The sequence below is a fragment of the Xenophilus azovorans DSM 13620 genome, from assembly GCF_000745855.1.
GTDB lineage: Bacteria > Pseudomonadota > Gammaproteobacteria > Burkholderiales > Burkholderiaceae_C > Xenophilus > Xenophilus azovorans.
Genome location: NZ_JQKD01000019.1, coordinates 26,933 through 45,265 on the forward strand (window position 1 = coordinate 26,933; position 18,333 = coordinate 45,265).

Here is an 18,333-nt window from a genome sequence, read left to right on the forward strand (position 1 = left end):
AGGCAGCTTAGGCCAGGCGAGCGCAAAGAACCATGGCAGGGGCCGATGAACATCGTTGCAGGCCGTGCAAAATGAGCCCCCCTCTCGCGAAACACCCATCCATGGACACTTTGCAGCAAATGCGCATCTTCGTTCTCTCGGTGCGCTCCGGCAGCTTCTCGGAAGCCGGAAGGCAGATGGACCTGTCGCCGGCCTCGGTGTCCCGCTACGTGCAGGCGCTGGAAGAGCGCTTCGGTGCACGCCTGCTCAATCGCTCCAGCCGCCGGCTGTCGCTGACGCATGCCGGAGAAGTGCTGCTGGAACGCGCCAGCCGCGTGCTGCAGGAGTACGACGAGATCGAGCCGGCCGTCGGCGACGTCGGCAAGGGCCTGCAGGGGCGGCTGCACGTGCACTCGCGCGAGTTCGTCGGCCACCACCTGATCGTGCCGCTGGTCAGCAAGTTCCTCGAGCAGCATCCGGACGTCGACCTGGTGCTCACGCTCGCCGACCGTCCGCTGGACCTGATCGAGAACAACATCGACGTTTCCATCCGCACGGAGCGCAGCGGCGAGATGGAGCACCTGTCGCTGGTGATGCGCAAGCTGGCGTCGTGGCGCCGCGTGCTGTGCGCCAGCCCCACGTACCTGGAGCGCAAGGGGGTGCCGGCGGCGCCGCAGGACCTGGAACACCACGACTGCCTCACCTACCAGTTCCACCAGGCGGCGCCGGTCTGGCATTTCCGGCGGGGCCGGGACGAGGAGCAGGTGAAGGTGCGCAGCCGCGTGCAGTCGTCCAGCGGCGAGGCGCTGCGGCAGCTGGCCCTGCAGGGCCACGGGGTGGTGCTGATGCCTCAGTGGTCGGTGGCCGCGGACATCGCGGCAGGCCGGCTGGCGGCGCTGATGGACGACTACGACACCACCCCCACCAACGCGCCTTTCCAGCACAACGTGTTCGCGGTCTACCAGCGGGCGCGGCATCAGTCGCCCAAGCTCAAGGCCTTCCTGCAGATCCTGGTGGCGGCGATGGCCGAGGCGGGCGGTCCACTCGCCTGAGGCAGCCGCCGAGCCGGCATCTTTGCTGGTTGCGCAAACCACCTGCTCGGGCCATGTTCTGGTCGCGCCCGGACGGCGCCACTACGATGCCACGGCAGGAGACAAGAAAACCATGAGACTGAAGTGCGTCGCTGCAGCGCTCGCGCTGCTGGCTTTGTGCTGTGGCGCATTCGCGCAGGGCGCCGCCGACAAGACCATCCGCATCATCGTCGGCTATCCGGCCGGCGGACCGGGCGACATCATGGCCCGGCAGGTTGCCGTGGACATGACGCAGATCCTCAAGCAGCCGGTGATCGTGGACAACAAGAGCGGCGCCAGCGGCAACATCGCCGCGGACTACGTTGCGCAGAGCGCGCCGGACGGCAACACGCTGCTGTTCGCGGCCCACACGCACCTGGTGAACCCGATCCTGATGGACAAGGTGCGCTACGACCCGATCAAGGACTTCACGCCCGTGAGCCTGGTCTCGAACTTCCCGGCTGTGCTGTTGACCGGTCCGCAATCCCCATACAGCTCGGTGGCGGACGTGGTGAAGGCGGCCAGGGAGTCGCCCGGCAAGCTGAGCTACGCGTCGGCCGGCATCGGCTCGTCGGGGCATCTGGGCGGCGCGCTCTTCGAGACGCTGTCGGGCACCCGCATGCAGCACGTGCCCTTCCGGGGCAACTCGCTGGCAATCGTCGACGTGATCGGCGGCCGGGTCGATTTCATGTTCATCCCCATGGCGGGCGTGGCGCAGATGGCGGCGCAGAAGCAGGTGAAGGTGCTGGCGGTGGGAATGGCCAGCCGCCATCCGGATTTCGTGGGCGTGCCGACCATGGTCGAGGCCGGCTATCCGGCTTTCGTCGACACCGTGGCGTGGATGGGCATCCTGGCGCCGGCGCACACGCCGCCGGCCATCGTGGAGCGGCTGCAGAATGCGATTCACCAGTCGCTCAACACGCCGCAGACGCGCGACCGCGTCCGCGAGCTCGGCGCGGTGGCCGTGCCGGACTCCTCGGCCGAGTTCCGCGAGTTCCTGGAAAAAGACACCCTCCGCTGGTCCCGCCTGATCGAGGTCGCCGGCGTCAAGAACAAGCAGTAGGAAAGGCGAAAGATGCACATCGGCGAAGCGATCGCGGACGCGCTGGCCACGGAGGCCGACGGGCCGATCTTCGGGCTCATGGGAGATGCCAACATGCCCGTGTGGGGCGCGCTGGTCAAGGCGGGGCGTTCGCGGCTGGTGCCGGCGCGACATGACGGCGCGGCCGTGCTGATGGCCGATGGCTATGCGAAGGCGTCCGGGAAGCTGGCCGTGGCCACCGTCACCTGCGGACCTGGACTCGCGAACTGCGCCAATGCGCTGCTCACCGCCGCGCGCGCGGAGACGCCCCTGGTGGTGTTCACCGGCGAAACCGAGCCGCACGGCAAGGGCGCCACGCAATACCTCGACCAGCGCCGCTTCGCGCAAGCCTGCGACGCGCACTACCATCCGCTCGACCGGCTCGACAGCCTGGCCGAGGACGTCGCCGAAGGCTTCTATCTGGCGCGCACCCGCTCGCAGCCGGTGATCCTCAACCTGCCGGCGCAGCACTGGGAGGCGACGCTGCAATTCCCCTGGGACTACCGGCCTTCGGGTGAATTCCTGCCTCCGCACGCGCCCGCGCCACGGCGGGAACTGCTGGAAGACCTGGCGCGGCAACTCGCCGCGGCGAAGCGTCCGGTGCTCGTTGCCGGCCGGGGCGCGCTGCAGGCCGGTGTGCGCGAACAGCTCGAGCGACTCGGCGACCAGGTCGGCGCGCTGCTCGCCACTTCGCTGCTGGCCAAGGGTTTCTTCGACGGTCATCCCTACGACGTGGGCATCGCCGGTTCCTTCAGCGGCGCACCGACGGAGCGCCTGCTGGCCGAGGCCGACTTCGTGCTCGGCGTCGGCGCCTCGCTCAACTTCTTCACCACCGAAGGAGGCCTGCTGTTCCCGCAGGCGCGCATCGCGCGCATCGACAGCAAGCCGCATCCCGCGGCGATCGGCGTTGCGCCGGGCTTTTACTTGCAGGGCGACGCGGCGCAGACCGTCGGTGAACTCGCAGGGGCGTTGGAGCGGCTGAAGGCCGGCAACACCGGGTTCCGCACGCCGGCGACGCAGGAGGTGCTGAAGTCCCCGCCGGCGCGCTTCGAGCGTCCGGACGATGGCCTCGATCCGCGCGCCTTGATGGATGCGCTGGGGCGGGGCCTGCCTGCGCAGGCGCAGGTGGTGATCGGCGCCGGGCACTTCTGGGCCTGGCCTTCTTCCTATCTCGCGCTGCCTCCCGGCGGGCGCTTCCATCACACGGCTGCCTTCGGCAGCATCGGTCTGGGCCTGGCGCAAGGCATCGGCGCCGCGATCGCCTGCCCCGAGCGCATGACGGTGGTCGTCGAAGGTGACGGCGGCCTGCTGCAGGCAATCCAGGAACTGCATGCGGCCGCGGAGCTCCAGCTGCCGATCGTCATCCTGGTGATGAACGACTCGGCCTTCGGCGCGGACGTGCTGAAGATGCGCTGGAAGGGCCGCGACCCGCAAGGGGCCAGCTGGCAATCGCCCGACTTCGTCGCGCTGGCGCGCGGCTTCGGCGGCGAGGGCGTGAGGCTGGACAAGGAAGAAGACCTGGTCGGCGCCCTGGCCCAGGCCAGCGCCCACCGGGGTCCTTTCGTCATCGACGCCCGCGTGTCGCCGACCACCGTCAACGACTCCTACGCTAAGCTCTACCAAGGCCGGGAGAACCGCGCGCCGCTGCTGCGCCCGCCGGCCGGCTCGGCCTGGAAACGCTAGTGCGCTTCGAGAACCATTTCGAGGTCGCCGGGCCACCGGCCGAAGTCATCGCGGTGTTCGCCGACGTTCCATTGGTCGCGAGCTTCCTGCCCGGCGCCGCGGTCGGCGAGCGCGCGGCCGATGGGAGCTATCCAGGAACGCTGACGGTCGCCTTCGGCCCCAAGCGGCTGGTGTTCAGGGGCACGCTGACCAACGAGGTCGATGCAGCCGCCTTTTCCGGCCAGCTGGGAGGGACCGCGGCTGCCGACGTTCGCGGCGCCCGTATGGCGGTCAAGATGGAATACCGCCTGAGTCCCCTCGAACGCGCCGGCGCTCCCGGCACCCGGGTGGATTTCATCTCGGAGGCGCAATTGACGGGAGTGCTGGCGGAATTCGCCAACACAGGAGGCGTCGCGGTCACGGACGCCATCCTGCAGGAATTCGCCCATCGCTTCAGCGCGCACGTCGCGGCGGACCAGCCGCAGGCCGTGGACGCGCAGCCGGCGGCGCTCTCGGTGGCGAAGCTCGGCTCGCACATCGCGTTGGCGAAGCTGCGCGGCATGGCCGCCCGGCTCGCGTGTGCGTGGCGCAAGCTGATGGCGCGGCGGTAGGCAGGAAGCCCCGCGCGCCCGGCCCTCCTGAACCGGGCGTCATGCCTTGTCGGAGAAGATCACCGTCGCGTGCCGCTTCCGGATGTACCAGCGGCCCTGCAGCCGCAGGTATTCGTCGCGGTAGTCCACCACCATCTCCGGCTGTGCCAGCGGCACCGGCAGCTTTCCCTGGAAGTTCCGCTCACGGTAGACCGTGGTGTAGCTCAGGCCGTGCGCGTGGTCGGCGTCGATCGGCTCGATGTAGATGGAGCCGACCACGTGGCGCGTGAACGCCTGCGCCGGCCGCGCGTCCATGAAGCTGAAGATCTCGTCGCGGCCCCGCATGTGCATGCCGGGACGGATCCATTCCCCGTCGGGCGCGAACAGTTCCGCGAACGCGCGGTGCTCCCGCTGGTCGGCCAGGTGCCCGTAGTGGGCCACCAGCATGGCGCAGGCGGTCTGGATGCGCACCTTCGCGTCTTCGTCGAGTACTGTCGTCATCACTGGATCTCCGTCTGAATGGCCTTGTTTGATTTCTCGCCGGCCCACCGGGATTCGTGCAGTTGCAGGCCGGGACGGGCCCATCGGCGCTTGACCAGCTTGCCGGTGTGGGAGCAGGTGATCCAGGCCGTCTGCAGGTCCGCGTCGCCGAAGCACAGGTTCGTGCAGTGGGTGTCGCCCACGTTCATTCGCGGCTGCTCCACCAGCTCTCCCTGCGGCGAGACCACGCTGATCGCGCCGATGTCCAGCGTGCCGATGCAGATGTTTCCGCCGGCCTCGATCTTCAGCGAGTCGAAGCGGGTGAACGAGGGCGCGGTGTAGACCAGCCGGCCGCCGTGCGGCGCCACGTGCCAGGGCAGCATCTCGAGATCGCCCGGCGCTTTCACCGGCCAGGCCCACAGGCGCGCGGTCTCCGTCTCCACCCCGTACAAGGTCTTGCCGTCGGGCGACAGGCCGATGCCGTTGGGGATCGACATCGGGTGGATGATCTCGCGGATCATGCTGCCGTCGGCCTTGGCGTAGAACACGCTGCCGCGGTCCATGGCGCGGCCGCGCAGCTTGCCCGGATCGGTGAAGTAGAAGCCGCCATGGGCGTCGAACACCAGGTCGTTGGGTCCGCGCAGGCCCTGGCCGTCGCAGCGGTCGTAGAGGGTTTCGAAGCGGCCCGTCGCCAAGTCCACGCGCTGGATCGAGCCGGTCACGTAGTCCTCGGCGGTGCCGGCGGTGATGAGCCGGCCGTCCCGCACCGCCCAGCCGAAGCCGCCGTTGTTGCAGACGTAGACGGCGCCGCCGGGGCCCAGCGCGGCGCCATTCGGGCCGCCGCCCAGCTGCGCCACGACACGCCGCTTGCCATCGCGCTCGATGGCGGTGAGCGTGCGCGCCTTGATCTCCACGCACAGCACCGTGCCATCCGGCAACCATACGGGGCCCTCGGGAAACTCGAGGCCCTCGGCGACGATTTCCGCCGGTTCCGTGGTCGGCGCGCTCATTCCGATTTCACCCCGCTGGCGGTGACCATCTCACCCCAGCGCTGAAGGTCGGCGGCGAGCTTCTCGCGCAGTTCGTCGGGCGTGCTCGTCACGACTTCCAGCGCCGCGCCCGAGAGGCTCTCGCGGATGGCGGGCTCTGCCGCGCTGTCGCGGCAGGCCTTGCCGATCTGCGCGACCACCGCCGGGTCCAACCCGGCAGGCCCGAACATCGCGAACCAGGAGCCCAGGTCGAAGCCGCGCGCGCCCTGTTCGATGAGCGTAGGCACTTGAGGGAACAGCGACAGGCGCTGCGCACCGGCCACGCCGATCAGCTTCAGCTTGCCCGCGCGCACGTGGGGGATCGCGTTGGCGACGCCCGTCAGCGCGAGCTGCGTGTCGCCCGCGAGCGCCGCCTGCGTCGCCGAAGCCGAGCCTTTGTAGGGGACGTGGGTCATGTTCACGCCGATCAGCTGCTTGAGGTACTCGCCGCCGATGTGCGGGATCGTCGCCTGGCCGTCGGTGGCGAAATTGAGCTTGCCCGGGTTCGCCTTGGACCAGTCGACCAGCTCGCTCAGGTTGTTGGCGGGCAGGTTGGCGTTGGCGAACAGCGCGACCGGCGCGAGCGCCATCATGCACACGGGCGCGAAACTCTTCTGCACGTCGTAGCGCACGTTCTTCATCAGGTGCGGATTGACGGCAAAGTTGCCGGCGGTGCCGACCACGAAGGTATAGCCGTCGGCGGGCGCGCTGGCCGCGGCCTCGAGGCCGATCGCGCCGCCGGCGCCGCCGCGGTTCTCCACCACGATCGCCTGGTTCAGGCGCTTGCCCATCGACTGCGCGAAGGCGCGGCTCGCCAGGTCGGTGGCGCCGCCTGCGGGGTAGGGCACGACGATCCGGATCGGCTTCGATGGCCACGCTTGCGCGCTCGCGCCTGCCGGCGCCAGCGCCGCAGCCAGCAGCAGCGCCGCGGACAGAAAAGTGTTCTTCATGCTTGTCTCCATGTGCTGTCTTTTCACCGCGGCAGGCGCGCGATGGCTTCGATCTCGATGCGGGCACCGGGCACCAGCAGGGCGGCGACCACCACCGCGGTCCCCGCGGGTGCCGGCTGCGCCACCCACGCGGCCTTCGCGGCCTGGTACTGCGGGAAGTCTCCAGCATGCACGAGGTAGGCCGTCAGCTTGACCACGTCGGCGCGCGTCGAACCGGCCGCCTCCAGCAGGCGGTCGATCTTCTCCAGGCAACGCGAGGCCTGCGTGCCGCAGTCGCCGTCGACACGCCCTTCGGCATCGCTCGCGATCTGGCCGGACACGTGCAACCAGCCGTCGGCTGCTACCGCCGCCGAGAAGGTCCGCGTGCGCGGCTCCAGGGCTCGTGGGGTGCTCATCGTGAGCAGGCCGCGAATGCCTCGACGAGCAGCGCCACGCCGCGCTCGATCTCTTCCTCCTCGACCTGCAGGAAGGACATCCGCAGGTAGCCGTTCTCCGCGGCGGCACCGGCGAAGCGCTCGCCGGGCCGGCAAGCCACGCCTTCGCGCAGCAGCGTCTCGCGCACCTTCTGCCCGTCGATGCCGGGCGCCAGCTCCAGCCAGAAGAAGATGCCGCCCTGGGGCACCGCGAACTTGACGAACCCGCCGCAATGGCGGCGCAGCGCATCGGCGGCGACATCGCGCTTGCGCCGATAGCGCGGGCGCACCTGCTGCAGGTGGGCGTCGAGCCGGCCTTCCGCCATCCAGGCGTTGATGACGTGGCTGGTGAACTGGCTCACGCCCAGGTCGGGGCGCATGCGGCCGATCATGCCCGCCACCTCCGGCGTGGCGACGACCCAGCCCGTGCGCAGCCCCGGCGCGAGCATCTTGCTGAAACTGTCGGACTGGATCACGCGGCCGCCCGGCTCCAGCGACAGCAGGGTCGGGGGCGTGGGCTGGTCGTACCAGAGCTCGTTGTAGCAGTTGTCCTCCACCACATACACATTCCAGCGCCGCGCCAGATCCAGCAACTGCTGCCGGCGCGCCAGCGGCATCAAAACGCCGGTGGGAACGTGGAAGGTCGGGATGGTGTAGATCAGCTTCGGCGTCAGGCCGCGCTCCTTCATCTCCTGCAGGCGGCGCTCGGCGTCGGCGATCACCATGCCTTCACCGTCGACCGCCGCGCGCAGCACGGTGGCGCCGGTGTTCTCGAGGAAGCTGGCCATGTAGGGGAAGGTGGTGGACTCGACGATGGCCCCGTCGCCAGGCCCGACCAGCGCGTTGGCGATCATGCTGAGCCCGGCTGCCGAGCCGTTCATCAGCATGATGTTGTTGCGGTCGAGGCTGATCTTGTCGCGCTTGCCGACCCACGCCGCGATGCTGTCGCGCAGGCCTGCATAGCCGTAGATCATTTCGGAGCGGCCGGCCGCTCCGAAGTAGCCGCAAGCGGCGATGCCTTGCTCCGCCAGCACCTTGTGCGCGCAGGCATCGAGGTCCTTCAGCGGATAGGTCGCCGGGTCCGGCATGCCCTGGTCGAAGTCGTAGCGTGGCGGCGCATCGTATTGGGGGAAGAAGACGGCGGGCGCGGCGAGTGCCTTGGCGGAGAAGGAGGGGAGCTGCGAAGTGGTCATGGAGGCTCTCTCGGAGAAGCCGCGAATATGCGGGAGAGGCGGCAATGCGTCCAATGCCGAATTCTGGTCTCGTCGATCACTTTCGGTGATCGCATCACGCTTCTGTGGATTTGCCATGGATGCGCGTTAACCCTGAGCAATGCTCAATCTTCGAGCTTGATGTTCGCCGCCTTGATGACATCCTGCCACTGCGCGATGTAGCGGCGCACGATCCGGTCCAGCTCCGCCTGCGTGGTGGGCGCGGCCTCCATGCCCGAGCCGCGCAGCTTGGTGATCACCTCCGGGTCCTTCAGCACCAGGTTGATGTGCTCATTGAGCTTCGCGGCGATCGGCGCGGGCACGCCGGCCGGGGCGAAGAACGAGAACCAGGTGGTGACATCGAAATCCTTCATCCCCAGTTCGATCATCGTCGGCACGTCCGGCAGGGCGGCGGCGCGCTTGACGCTGGTCACCGCGAGCGGGTTGAGCTTGCCGCTCTTCACGTGCGGCAACGGACCCGCGATGCCGCTCATCGACAGCTGGATGGTGTTGGCCAGCAGGTCGTTGGTGAGCTGCGCCGTGCCCCGGTACGGAATGTGCACCACGTGGATTCCCTGCTGGTGCTTGAACATCTCCATGGTGAGGTGCGTGAGCGAGGCTTGCCCGTCGGAGCCGTAGCTCATGCGGCCGGGATTGGCCTTTGCGTACTGGATGAATTCCTTCATGTTTTTCACCGGGACGGCCGGGTTCGCGACCAGCAGCAGCGGGATGTCGACGGCTTTCGACAGCGGGACCAGGTCCTTCAGCGGGTCGAACGGCACGTCCTTGCGAACGTACGGCGTGAGCGTCACCAGCCCGTTGCCGATCAGGCCGATGGTGTAGCCGTCCCCCTTCGACTGGGCCAGGGCGGTGGTGCCCAGCATGCCGGCGGCGCCACCGCGGTTGTCGACGACGACCGGTTGGCCCAGGCTCTTCGTCAGCTTTTCGGCGATCAGGCGCGCCGCGAAGTCCGTGGGGCCGCCTGCCGGGAAGGGCACGATCATCTTCACCGGTTGGGTGGGCCAGTTGGCCTGGGCGAACGCGAACGGGGCGGCAGCGACGCCGAGCGCGCCCGCGAGCAGCAGGCGGCGGGCGCGGGAAAGGTATGCGATTGCCATGAGTATGCGTGTCTCCTTTGGCGCGGATCCTAAGAGCCTGCGCGGTCCCTGGCACAGCCGCCGCCAAAGCATCACGGATGTGGAATTGCACGGCTGCACGCAAGCGGGAGGCCGTCCGGACTTACCCTTGGCGCCATGAGACCTCCCGGCATCTCAGATTCCGAGTGGCACCGATGAATGACCCGCAATCCGCCCGCACCGCAGACCTCCTGGCGATCCACGACACGCTCGCGCGCTACTCGCGCGCCATCGACCGGCAGGAACTCGCGCTGTTCCAAGAGAGCGCTGTTCAGCTCGCCGGGAAATGGGCGAGCAGCCGGTCTACCGTGAGCTTCGCGACGTCCCGGAACGCGTCGCGCGTCACGCCACCCCGGTGCGGCAGAAGCAGCACGCGGTCCGTTTCGCGCAGCGCGGCCGGCACCTGCGGCTCGTGCTCGAAGACGTCCAGCGCGGCGCCGGCGATCCGGCCCTGCTGCAACGCGGCGATCAGCGCCTTTTCATCTACGACACTGCCGCGTGCCACGTTGACGAGGTAGCCCTCGGGTCCGAGCGCATCGAGGATCGCGGCATCGACCAGGTGGCGGGTCGCGGGTCCGCCCGGCAAGGCGAGCACCAGGAAGTCCGCTTCGCGAGCGAGCTGCAGCAAATCGCCCACGAATCGCCAGTCGCCCGCGACCGGTCGACGCGCGTAGTAGGCAACATGCATGTCGAAGGCCTGCGCGCGCCGCGCGATCTCCTTGCCGATGGCGCCCATGCCGACGATGCCGAGCCGCCGGCCGGCGACGCGGCCGACCACCGGCGTGAGTCCGGGCCATTGCTCCTGCCGCACCTGACGGTCGCCGCGCAGCAGGTCGCGGCTGATCGCCAGCAGCATGCCGAAAGCCAGTTCGGCGACGTCGACGGCATTGGCGCCCGAGCCTGTCAGAAAAGGGATGCCGCGCGCGGCGAGCGCTTCGGCGTCGACGGCCTCGGCGCCGGCGCTGAGGTTCAGCACGAGTTCCAGCCGGGGCAACACCGGAAGCAGTCGATCGTCGACGGGCAGGCAGCGGGAGTGGGTGAGGATGGCGCGTACGTCGGCGCCATGCGCGGCGGCATACGCGAAAGGGTCGGGCTGCTGCCAGGCGGGCAGGAGGCGGAAGCGCGGCGGCAGGGCCTCGGCGAGTTCCGAGGCCAGCCAGCCGCCGAGTTGCAGGACGTCCACGGCCGCTCGATCGGCGAGTTGGGTGTTCATTTGCATGCCCCGAGGGTAGGCTCAAGGGCCACTCCGAGGCAAGCCGCCGCGCGTACCATCAAAGGCGTGTTGATCGTGCCGGGGCCGCAGTTCCTGCCATCGCGTGCTCAGCGGCGCGGGGCAAAGCATCACGGATGTGAAATTGCCGCGCAGTACGCGCGCGCGAGGTCGTCTCGGACTTAACCTCGCGGCCATGAAACCTTCCGGCATCTCCGACGCTGAGTGGCAGGCTCGCCAGGACCTGGCGGCCTGCTATCGCCTCATTGCGCACTACCGCATGACCGACATCATCTACACGCACGTGTCGGCGCGGATCCCGGGCGAGCACGAAGCGATCCTGATCAACCCCTACGGGATGATGTTCCACGAGATCCGCGCCAGCGACCTGGTGCGGGTGGACCTCTTCGGCAACCCGGTGCAGGAGAGCGATGCGCCGATCAACCGCGCGGGCTTCTTCATCCACAGCGCGGTGCACGAGGCGCGGCCCGATCTCGCCTGCGTGATCCACACCCACACCACGGCAGGCATCGCCGTTGCGGCGCAGCAGGCGGGCCTGCTGATGATCAGCCAGCATGCCGCGCGCTTCCACCGGCGCGTCTCGTACCACGACTATCTCGGCATCGCCGATGACGACGCGGAGCGCAAGCGGTTGGCGCGCGACCTCGGCGACAACGTCGTGATGCTGCTGCGCAATCATGGCATCCTGGCCTGCGGCCGCAGCATCCCCGAGGCATTCATCGACATGCACTACCTGGAGCGCGCCTGCCAAGCCCAGGTCGCCGCGATGGCGGGCGGCGCGCCGCTGCACATCCTGTCCGACGAAGTGGCAGCGCAGACCGCGCGCGGCTTCGACCGCGCGCGCGAGCGCCGCAAGACGGCGGACGGCCGCACCTACACGCTCGAATGGGCCGCGCTCACGCGCATGCTGGACCAGGCCGACACCTCCTGGCGCGACTGAGTTCTTCCGAATGACCCTTTCCTCCCTTCACCTGGAATTGCCCGCGCTCCCCGGCGAACTGGCCGGGCTGCGCCGGGAAGTGCGGCGATTCGTCGCCGCCGAACGCGCCGCCGGCACGCTCCCGTATCCCGACAAGGTCGGCCTCGGCTTCTCGCCCGACGTCAGCAAGCGCATCGCCGCGCAGGGCTGGATCGGCATGACGTGGCCGAAGAAGTACGGCGGCCACGAGCGCAGCGCGCTGGAGCGCTACGTCGTCACCGAGGAACTGCTCGCCGCCGGCGTGCCGGTCGGCGCCCACTGGATCACCGACCGCCAGAGCGGGCCCGTGCTGCTGAAGTTCGGCACGGAGGAGCAGCGGCAGGAATGGCTGCCGAAGATCGTGCGCGCCGAGGTCGCCTTCTGCATCGGCATGAGCGAGCCCGACTCGGGCTCGGACCTCGCCTCGCTGCGCACCAGCGGCACGAAGGTCGAAGGCGGCTGGCGCGTCAACGGCAGCAAGCTGTGGACCACCAACGCGCACCGCGTGCACTGCATGATCGCGCTGATCCGCACCGCGCCCGCCGAGGAAAAGAGCCGCCAGGCCGGCCTGACCCAGATCCTGATCCCGCTCGACGCGCCCGGCGTCGGCATCCGGCCGATCAAGAGCATGGTGGGCCTGGAGGACTTCAACGAGGTCCATTTCGAGAACGTCTTCATCCCGGACGGCAACGTCGTCGGCGCGCCCGGCAACGGCTGGAACCAGGTGAGCGCGGAGCTCGCCTACGAACGCAGCGGCCCTGAGCGCTGGCTCAGTTCATTCCGCCTGCTGGCCGAACTGGTCGAGGCGCTCGGTCCCGCCCCGTCGGATGCGGCGCAGGTCGAGATCGGCCGCCTCTTCGCCCAACTGATGGCGGTGCGGCAGATCTCGCTGTCGATCGCCAGCATGCTGGAAGCCGGCAAGACGCCCAACCTCGAGGCCTCCATCGCCAAGGACATCGGCACCCGGCTGGAGCAGGAGATCGTGCGCACGGTGCGCAACGTGGTGCAGCAGGAAGGCCTGCTCGCCAGCGCCGACCTGCCGGCCCTGCGTGCCTTGCTGGCGAGCGCCCAGCGCTATTCGCCGGCCTTCACCATCCGCGGCGGCACCGGCGAGATCCTGCGCGGCGTGATCGCGCGCGGGCTGGGCCTGAGGTAAGCAGCATGAACGACATGATCCAGGAATTCCGCGACACCGCCGCCCGCCTGTTCGGCGACTTCGCCACCCCCGCGGCGCTGGAAGCCGCAGAGGCCGGAACCTTCCCGCAGGCCGCCTGGGACGCCATCAACGAGTCCGGCTTCGGGCTGGTACTGGTACCGGAGACAAGCGGCGGCATCGGCGCCGGCCTGCCGGAAGCCGCGGCGATCCTGCTGGCCGCCGGCGAACACGCTGTCCCGGGCCCCTTGCTGGAACTGGTGCTCGGCAACCACCTGCTCGCCCTCGCCGGGCGCGAACCCTCGACGGCGCCGCTCGCGCTGGCCTTCGCCGAAGGGACGGTCGCCGCGGCCCAGCCACTCTCGCTGCGGAACGTGCCCTGGGCGCGGGCGGCGCAGCAGGTGCTGGTGGTGGCGCGCACCGCGGCCGGTGCCGGCCTGGCGGTCGTGCCCGCGCGCGAGCTGGAGCTGCACGCCGAGATCGGCGATGCCTCCGGCGAGCCGCTGGCGCGCTTCGAGCTGCCCACAAGCACCCCCTGGCAGCCGCTCGCCGGCCTGGACTTCGATGCCTGCCTGCGCCGTGCGGCGCTGCTGCGCGGTGCGCAGATGATGGGCGCGATGCGCTGGTGCCTCGAGCGCACCACCGCCTACACCCAGGAGCGCAAGCAGTTCGGCCGCGAGATCGGCAAGTTCCAGGTGGTGCAGCAGATGATGGCGGAGATGGCCTCGGCCGTCGTCGCTTCGCACGCGATCCTCGATGCCGCGATCGCCGATCCCGACAACCCTTCCATGGTCGCCGCCGCGCGCTCGCGGCTGGGCGACGCCGCCGACATCGTGTTCGCGCACGGCCACCAGGTGCACGGCGCCATCGGCTTCAGCTACGAGTACGTGCTGCACTTCCGCACCCGCCGCCTGATGGCCTGGCGCGACCAGTTCGGCACCGTCGCGTACTGGCGGCGCGTGCTGGCGGGCAGCTTCACCGGCCGCAAGGCCGACGAGGTGTGGCCGGTGATCGCGGGCTGATTCAGTTGCGCGCGCGTTTCGCCACGGCGCGCGCATAGGGCACGGGCCAGGCGGCGGGCTCCCCCAGTTCCTCGGCCGCGTGCAGCGCCCATTGCGGATCGCGCAGCATCGCGCGGGCGAGGAACACCAGGTCCGCGCCGCCGCCGGCCACGATCTCCTCGGCCTGCGACGCTTGCGTGATCTGGCCGACGGCGCCGGAAGCGAGCCGCGCCTCATCGCGCACGCGCCGCGCGAACGGGATCTGCATCGCCGGTCCTTGCGGCGGCTGCGATCCGGGCGCAATCGCGCCGCTGGAACACACCACCAGGTCGACCCCCAGGCCCTTCAGTTCGCCCGCGAGCCGCACCGCATCGTCGAGCGTCCAGCCGCCCTCCAGCCAGTCCGTCATCGACAGCCGCACCGCCAGCGGCAGCTCGTCGGGCCAGGCCGCGCGCACCGCGGCCGCGGTCTCGCGAACGAAGCGCGTGCGTCCTTCGAAGTCTCCGCCCCAGCCGTCGTCGCGCTGGTTGGTGAGCGGCGACAGGAACTGGTGGGCGAGATAGCCGTGGCCGAAGTGAAGCTCCACGTAGCGAAAGCCCGCCATCTGCGCGAGGCGCGCGGCAGCGGCGAACTCCGAGGTGGCCTGCGCGATTTCGGCCGCGCCCATCTGCCGCGGCAGCGCGCTGTGCTCGGAAAACAGCAGCGGGGAGGGCGCCTGCACTTCCCAGCCGCCTTCGTCCGGCGCCATCGCCTTGCGCCCGACCCAGGGCGCCCGCGTGCTGCCCTTGCGGCCAGCGTGGGCGAGCTGGATGCCGGGCACGCTGCCCTGGGCGGCGATGAATTCCGCCACCGGCCGCAGCGCCTGCGCATGCGCCGGAGACCAGAGGCCGAGGTCGGCGTCCGAGATGCGCGCGTGCGGCGCCACGGCGGTCGCCTCCGCCACCACGAGCCCGGCGCCGCCGGCCGCACGTGCGCCCAGGTGCACCAGGTGCCAGGCTGTCGCCAGGCCGTCGCTGCCGCAGGCGTACTGGCACATGGGCGACACGCCGATGCGGTTGCGAAGGCGCGTACCGCGCAGCGCCAGCGGCGAGAACAGGGCAGGGGACATGGGGTCCGCACGTTACCGCGCCCCGGCAGCGCTCGCAACGCTCGCAATCGCCGCGCGGCTAAGCATCACATCCATGCGGAAGTGCGACAGCCGCTCGACCCGCAAGGCACTGCTACCTAGACTTCGTCCAGGAGACAACACCCATGCTCAGGACTCGCATCACCGACCTGTTCGGAATCGAGGCGCCGATCTTTGCGTTCACTCACTGCCGTGAAACCGTGGCGGCGGTCAGCCGGGCGGGCGGCATGGGCATCTATGGCGCTTCGACCTTCGCCCCGGAGCGCGTCGACGCCGACCTGGCGTGGATCACGGCCAACGTTGAGGGCAAGCCTTTCGGTGTCGATCTCATGATGCCGCAGAAGTCCGAAGGCAAGGGCACGACGACGGACGCCCGCGAGTTGGAGGCCGCCCTGCAGATGGCCATTCCGCAGGCCCATCGCGAGTTCACCCGTACGTTGCTGGAGCAGTTCCAGGTTCCCGGCCTCGACACCGCGCCGCCCGTGGAGGACGACGGCCGCCCCGGCGGTCGCGGCTGGCGCCACTCCTGGTACGAGTTCAAGCTCGGCGCGGTCGAGACCGGCGCCCGGCTGCAGCTCGAGGCCGCCTTGCGGCACCCGATCGCCTTCCTGGTCACGGCGCTCGGCACGCCGCCGCCCGACGTCCGCGAGCTTGCACGATCCCGCGGCATGAAGCTCGGTGCGCTGGTCGGCAGCGCCAAGCATGCCCGTCAGCACATCGACGCCGGGGTCGACGTCATCATCGCGCAAGGCACCGAAGCGGCCGCGCATACCGGCGAGATCTCCACCCTGGTGCTGGTTCCGGAGATCGCGAAGGCGGTGGCACCCGTTCCCGTGCTCGCCGCGGGCGGCATCGGCACCGGCGAGCAGCTGGCGGCGGCGCTGGCGCTCGGCGCCGAAGGTGCGTGGACCGGCTCGATCTGGCTGGCATGCGCCGAAAGCGACGAGCCGCCGGAGGTCGTCGAGCGGATGCTCGCTGCACGCTCGTCGGACACGCTGCGCTCGCGCTGCCGCACCGGCAAGCCCCTGCGCCAGCTGAAGTCGCCGTGGAGCGCCGCCTGGGAGGAGCCCTCGTCGCCCGGCATGCTGGCGATGCCCACCCAGCACATCCTGACCGCGGAAGCGGAGGAGCGCATCCAGCGGCACCGGCGCGCCGACCTCACCACCATCCCGGTGGGGCAGATCGTGGGTGCCATGAACAGCGTGCGCCCCGCCGCCGAGATCGTGCGCGAGCTGGTGGCGGACTGCGAAGCAACGATAGCGGGCATGGGGCGATTCATGCCCCTCTCAACGAAGGAGCAAGGATGACATTGGAAAACAGGCGCCTGGTGGTGACGGGCGGCGCGCGTGGCATCGGCCGCGCCACGGTCGAGGCATTCCTGCGCCAGGGCGCGAAGGTTGCCGTTTTCGACATCGACGCCGAGGGCATGCGGGACCTCGCGAAACCGCAGCAGTGCTGGACGATGGAATGCGACGTGCGCGACGAGCAGCAGGTGCTGCAGCGCATGCGCGATGCGGCGGAGGCCATGGGCGGCGTCGACGGCGTCGTCAACTCCGCCGGCGTGGCGAACGGACTGCCCTTCGAGGACACGGACTATGCCTCGTGGAAGGCGCAGATCGAGACCAACCTGAACGGCACCTTCCTCGTCTGCAAGGCCGCGACGCCCTGGATGCGCCAGGCCGGCGGTGGATCCATCGTGAACATCGCCTCGGCGCAGGCCCTGCTGCCGACCGGCAGCAGTTGCAGCTACACCGCCTCCAAGGGCGGCGTGGTCGCCTTCACCAAGACGATCGCCTTCGAACTCGCCGCCAAGGGCATCCGCGCCAACGTGGTTTGCCCCGGGACCACCGACACGCCGATGGTGCGGGCCTTGCTGGAAAAGAGCCCGGACGCGGTGAACCGCAACCTCGCCGCCGTTCCCATGGGCCGGCTCGCGAAGGCGGAGGAGATCGCCGACATGATCGTGTTCCTCTCCGGGCCGGCTTCCGCGTTCGTCACCGGCACTTCCATTCCCGTCGATGGCGGCCGTACCCGGCACTGAGCCGCAGGGCGCGACGCGCGCGCCCCTGCGCTGGAAGGAAGGCGAAGCCATGACCGGCGGCGCCACGGGGCACGCCGTCAGCATTGGCGACCTGCGCGAGCTGGCGCGGCGTCGCCTGCCGCGCGTCATCTACGGCGTGCTGGAAGGCGCGAGCGAGGACGAGCGGCTGCTGGCGCTCACCTATGAGCGGCTGCGCGCGTGGTCGCTGGTGCCCCGGCGGCTGCGCGACGTCTCCGTGCGGACGCAAGCCACGGAGCTGTTCGGCCGCACCTGGTCGAGCTGCTTCGGCATCGCGCCCACCGGCACCATCGGCGTGCTGCGGCGCGACATCGAGTTTCACCTCGCCGATGCGGCGCGGCAGGCGAACATTCCCATCGGCGTCTCGGGCGCGAGCGCGCGCACCCACGAGGCGATCGCCGAACACGCGCCGGGGCAGGTCTGGTCGCAGCTCTATGCGGCGACGGACCCCGCCATCACCCGCAACCTGGTGGAGCGCGCCGAGGCCTTCGGTGCCGGCGCGCTGCTGTGGACGGTCGACCTCAATATCGCCGCCAAGAACGATCGCCTGATCCGCGCCGGCTTCGGTGTGCCGCCGCGGCTGAGCCTCGGCGCGAAAGTCGAGGCGCTGCGGCATCCGGGCTGGCTGCTGGAATACCTGCGCGGGGGGATGGCGCGGCTGGATCAGTGGGCGCAGTACGCGCCCGCGGATGCCGACCCGATGGCGGTGCACCGCTTCTACCTGTCGCAGCGCAACGCCTGCCAGTCCTGGCGCGAACTGGAGCTGCTGCGCAAGCTGTGGAAGGGGCCGCTGATCGTCAAGGGCATCCTGCATGCGGACGATGCGGTGCGCGCCGCCGAGCTCGGGGCAGACGGCGTGGTGGTGTCGAACCACGGCGGCTTCGGCCTCGACCACGGCCCCGCGCCGATCGACATGCTGCCCGGCGTGGTCTCCGCCGCGGGGGAGAAGACCGTCGTGATGTACGAGGGCGGCATCCTGCGTGGCTCCGACATCGTGCTGGCGCGCTGCCTCGGCGCGCGCTTCTGCTTCGTGGGCCGCGCGACGCTGTACGGCGCCAGCGCGGGCGGCGCGACGGGAGCGCTGCGCGCGATCGACATCCTGAAGGACGAGATCGATCGCACCATCGGCCACCTCGGCTGCCCCGATGCGCGCGACCTCGGCCCCGGCTACGTGCGGGCTCCGGCCTGAGATTTTCTTTTCGCAA

The 18,333-nt window shown here is 69.8% G+C and carries 18 protein-coding genes; 10 read left to right on the top strand and 8 right to left on the bottom strand.

The window, feature by feature from the left end; all coding sequences use genetic code 11:
- Nucleotides 1-119 precede the first annotated feature (119 nt).
- From Q392_RS12095 to Q392_RS12110, 4 genes are all read left to right on the top strand, one after another.
- A complete protein-coding gene (locus tag Q392_RS12095; RefSeq protein ID WP_051953329.1) occupies nucleotides 120-1,031 on the top strand; it encodes a LysR family transcriptional regulator in 912 nt (303 codons plus the stop codon).
- Nucleotides 1,032-1,143: 112 nt separating this feature from the next.
- The gene (locus tag Q392_RS12100; protein ID WP_038207175.1) at nucleotides 1,144-2,112 is read left to right on the top strand and encodes a tripartite tricarboxylate transporter substrate binding protein; all 969 of its coding nucleotides are present in this window, start codon (nucleotides 1,144-1,146) and stop codon (nucleotides 2,110-2,112) included.
- Nucleotides 2,113-2,124: 12 nt separating this feature from the next.
- Nucleotides 2,125-3,813, top strand: coding sequence for a thiamine pyrophosphate-binding protein (locus tag Q392_RS12105; protein ID WP_051953330.1), 1,689 nt, complete (start codon nucleotides 2,125-2,127; stop codon nucleotides 3,811-3,813).
- Nucleotides 3,813-4,403: an SRPBCC family protein gene (locus Q392_RS12110; RefSeq protein ID WP_038207178.1), complete on the top strand. Its 591-nt coding sequence runs from the start codon at nucleotides 3,813-3,815 to the stop codon at nucleotides 4,401-4,403. Before Q392_RS12105 ends, Q392_RS12110 begins: the two co-directional genes overlap by 1 nt.
- A gap of 39 nt (nucleotides 4,404-4,442) precedes the next feature.
- Here the strand turns inward: Q392_RS12110 and Q392_RS12115 are convergent, their stop codons facing one another.
- From Q392_RS12115 to Q392_RS12145, 7 genes are all read right to left on the bottom strand, one after another.
- The gene (locus Q392_RS12115) at nucleotides 4,443-4,883 is read right to left on the bottom strand and encodes a nuclear transport factor 2 family protein (protein ID WP_038207181.1); all 441 of its coding nucleotides are present in this window, start codon (nucleotides 4,881-4,883) and stop codon (nucleotides 4,443-4,445) included.
- A complete protein-coding gene (locus Q392_RS12120) occupies nucleotides 4,883-5,872 on the bottom strand; it encodes an SMP-30/gluconolactonase/LRE family protein (protein WP_051953331.1) in 990 nt (329 codons plus the stop codon). The genes Q392_RS12115 and Q392_RS12120 overlap by 1 nt, the downstream gene beginning before the upstream one ends.
- Nucleotides 5,869-6,840 carry a Bug family tripartite tricarboxylate transporter substrate binding protein gene (locus tag Q392_RS12125; RefSeq protein WP_051953332.1) on the bottom strand — a complete coding sequence of 324 codons (972 nt, stop codon included), beginning with the start codon at nucleotides 6,838-6,840 and terminating at the stop codon, nucleotides 5,869-5,871. The genes Q392_RS12120 and Q392_RS12125 overlap by 4 nt, the downstream gene beginning before the upstream one ends.
- 23 nt (nucleotides 6,841-6,863) lie before the next feature.
- Complete coding sequence (locus Q392_RS12130) at nucleotides 6,864-7,235, bottom strand: RidA family protein (RefSeq protein WP_084217021.1); 372 nt, start codon at nucleotides 7,233-7,235, stop codon at nucleotides 6,864-6,866.
- The gene (locus Q392_RS12135) at nucleotides 7,232-8,446 is read right to left on the bottom strand and encodes an aminotransferase-like domain-containing protein (RefSeq protein WP_038207184.1); all 1,215 of its coding nucleotides are present in this window, start codon (nucleotides 8,444-8,446) and stop codon (nucleotides 7,232-7,234) included. Before Q392_RS12135 ends, Q392_RS12130 begins: the two co-directional genes overlap by 4 nt.
- A 143-nt stretch (nucleotides 8,447-8,589) precedes the next feature.
- Nucleotides 8,590-9,582 carry a Bug family tripartite tricarboxylate transporter substrate binding protein gene (locus Q392_RS12140; protein WP_038207187.1) on the bottom strand — a complete coding sequence of 331 codons (993 nt, stop codon included), beginning with the start codon at nucleotides 9,580-9,582 and terminating at the stop codon, nucleotides 8,590-8,592.
- 289 nt (nucleotides 9,583-9,871) lie between these two features.
- Nucleotides 9,872-10,813, bottom strand: a complete 942-nt coding sequence (locus Q392_RS12145; protein ID WP_169748304.1) for a 2-hydroxyacid dehydrogenase — start codon at nucleotides 10,811-10,813, stop codon at nucleotides 9,872-9,874.
- Nucleotides 10,814-11,006: 193 nt separating this feature from the next.
- Here Q392_RS12145 and Q392_RS12150 point away from each other — a divergent pair, with 193 nt between their 5' ends.
- The 3 genes from Q392_RS12150 to Q392_RS31300 are packed head-to-tail and all read left to right on the top strand — an operon-like array spanning nucleotide 11,007 to nucleotide 13,964.
- Nucleotides 11,007-11,771, top strand: coding sequence for a class II aldolase/adducin family protein (locus Q392_RS12150; protein ID WP_038207190.1), 765 nt, complete (start codon nucleotides 11,007-11,009; stop codon nucleotides 11,769-11,771).
- A 10-nt stretch (nucleotides 11,772-11,781) separates the two neighbouring features.
- Nucleotides 11,782-12,945, top strand: coding sequence for an acyl-CoA dehydrogenase family protein (locus Q392_RS12155; RefSeq protein ID WP_038207192.1), 1,164 nt, complete (start codon nucleotides 11,782-11,784; stop codon nucleotides 12,943-12,945).
- A gap of 5 nt (nucleotides 12,946-12,950) precedes the next feature.
- Nucleotides 12,951-13,964: an acyl-CoA dehydrogenase family protein gene (locus Q392_RS31300; RefSeq protein ID WP_051953338.1), complete on the top strand. Its 1,014-nt coding sequence runs from the start codon at nucleotides 12,951-12,953 to the stop codon at nucleotides 13,962-13,964.
- A 1-nt stretch (nucleotide 13,965) separates the two neighbouring features.
- On the opposite strand, the gene Q392_RS12165 is transcribed toward Q392_RS31300, so the two are convergent.
- Complete coding sequence (locus Q392_RS12165; RefSeq protein ID WP_038207195.1) at nucleotides 13,966-15,051, bottom strand: NADH:flavin oxidoreductase/NADH oxidase; 1,086 nt, start codon at nucleotides 15,049-15,051, stop codon at nucleotides 13,966-13,968.
- Between the two features lie 143 nt (nucleotides 15,052-15,194).
- Between Q392_RS12165 and Q392_RS12170 the strand changes: the two genes are divergently transcribed.
- From Q392_RS12170 to Q392_RS12180, 3 genes are read left to right on the top strand one after another with little or no spacing between them, the layout of a single operon-like run.
- On the top strand, nucleotides 15,195-16,376 hold the full coding sequence (locus Q392_RS12170; protein ID WP_038207197.1) for an NAD(P)H-dependent flavin oxidoreductase: 1,182 nt from the start codon (nucleotides 15,195-15,197) through the stop codon (nucleotides 16,374-16,376).
- Nucleotides 16,377-16,399: 23 nt separating this feature from the next.
- Complete coding sequence (locus Q392_RS12175; protein ID WP_169748305.1) at nucleotides 16,400-17,110, top strand: SDR family NAD(P)-dependent oxidoreductase; 711 nt, start codon at nucleotides 16,400-16,402, stop codon at nucleotides 17,108-17,110.
- A complete protein-coding gene (locus tag Q392_RS12180; RefSeq protein WP_051953342.1) occupies nucleotides 17,088-18,317 on the top strand; it encodes an alpha-hydroxy acid oxidase in 1,230 nt (409 codons plus the stop codon). Before Q392_RS12175 ends, Q392_RS12180 begins: the two co-directional genes overlap by 23 nt.
- Nucleotides 18,318-18,333: the final 16 nt, after the last annotated feature.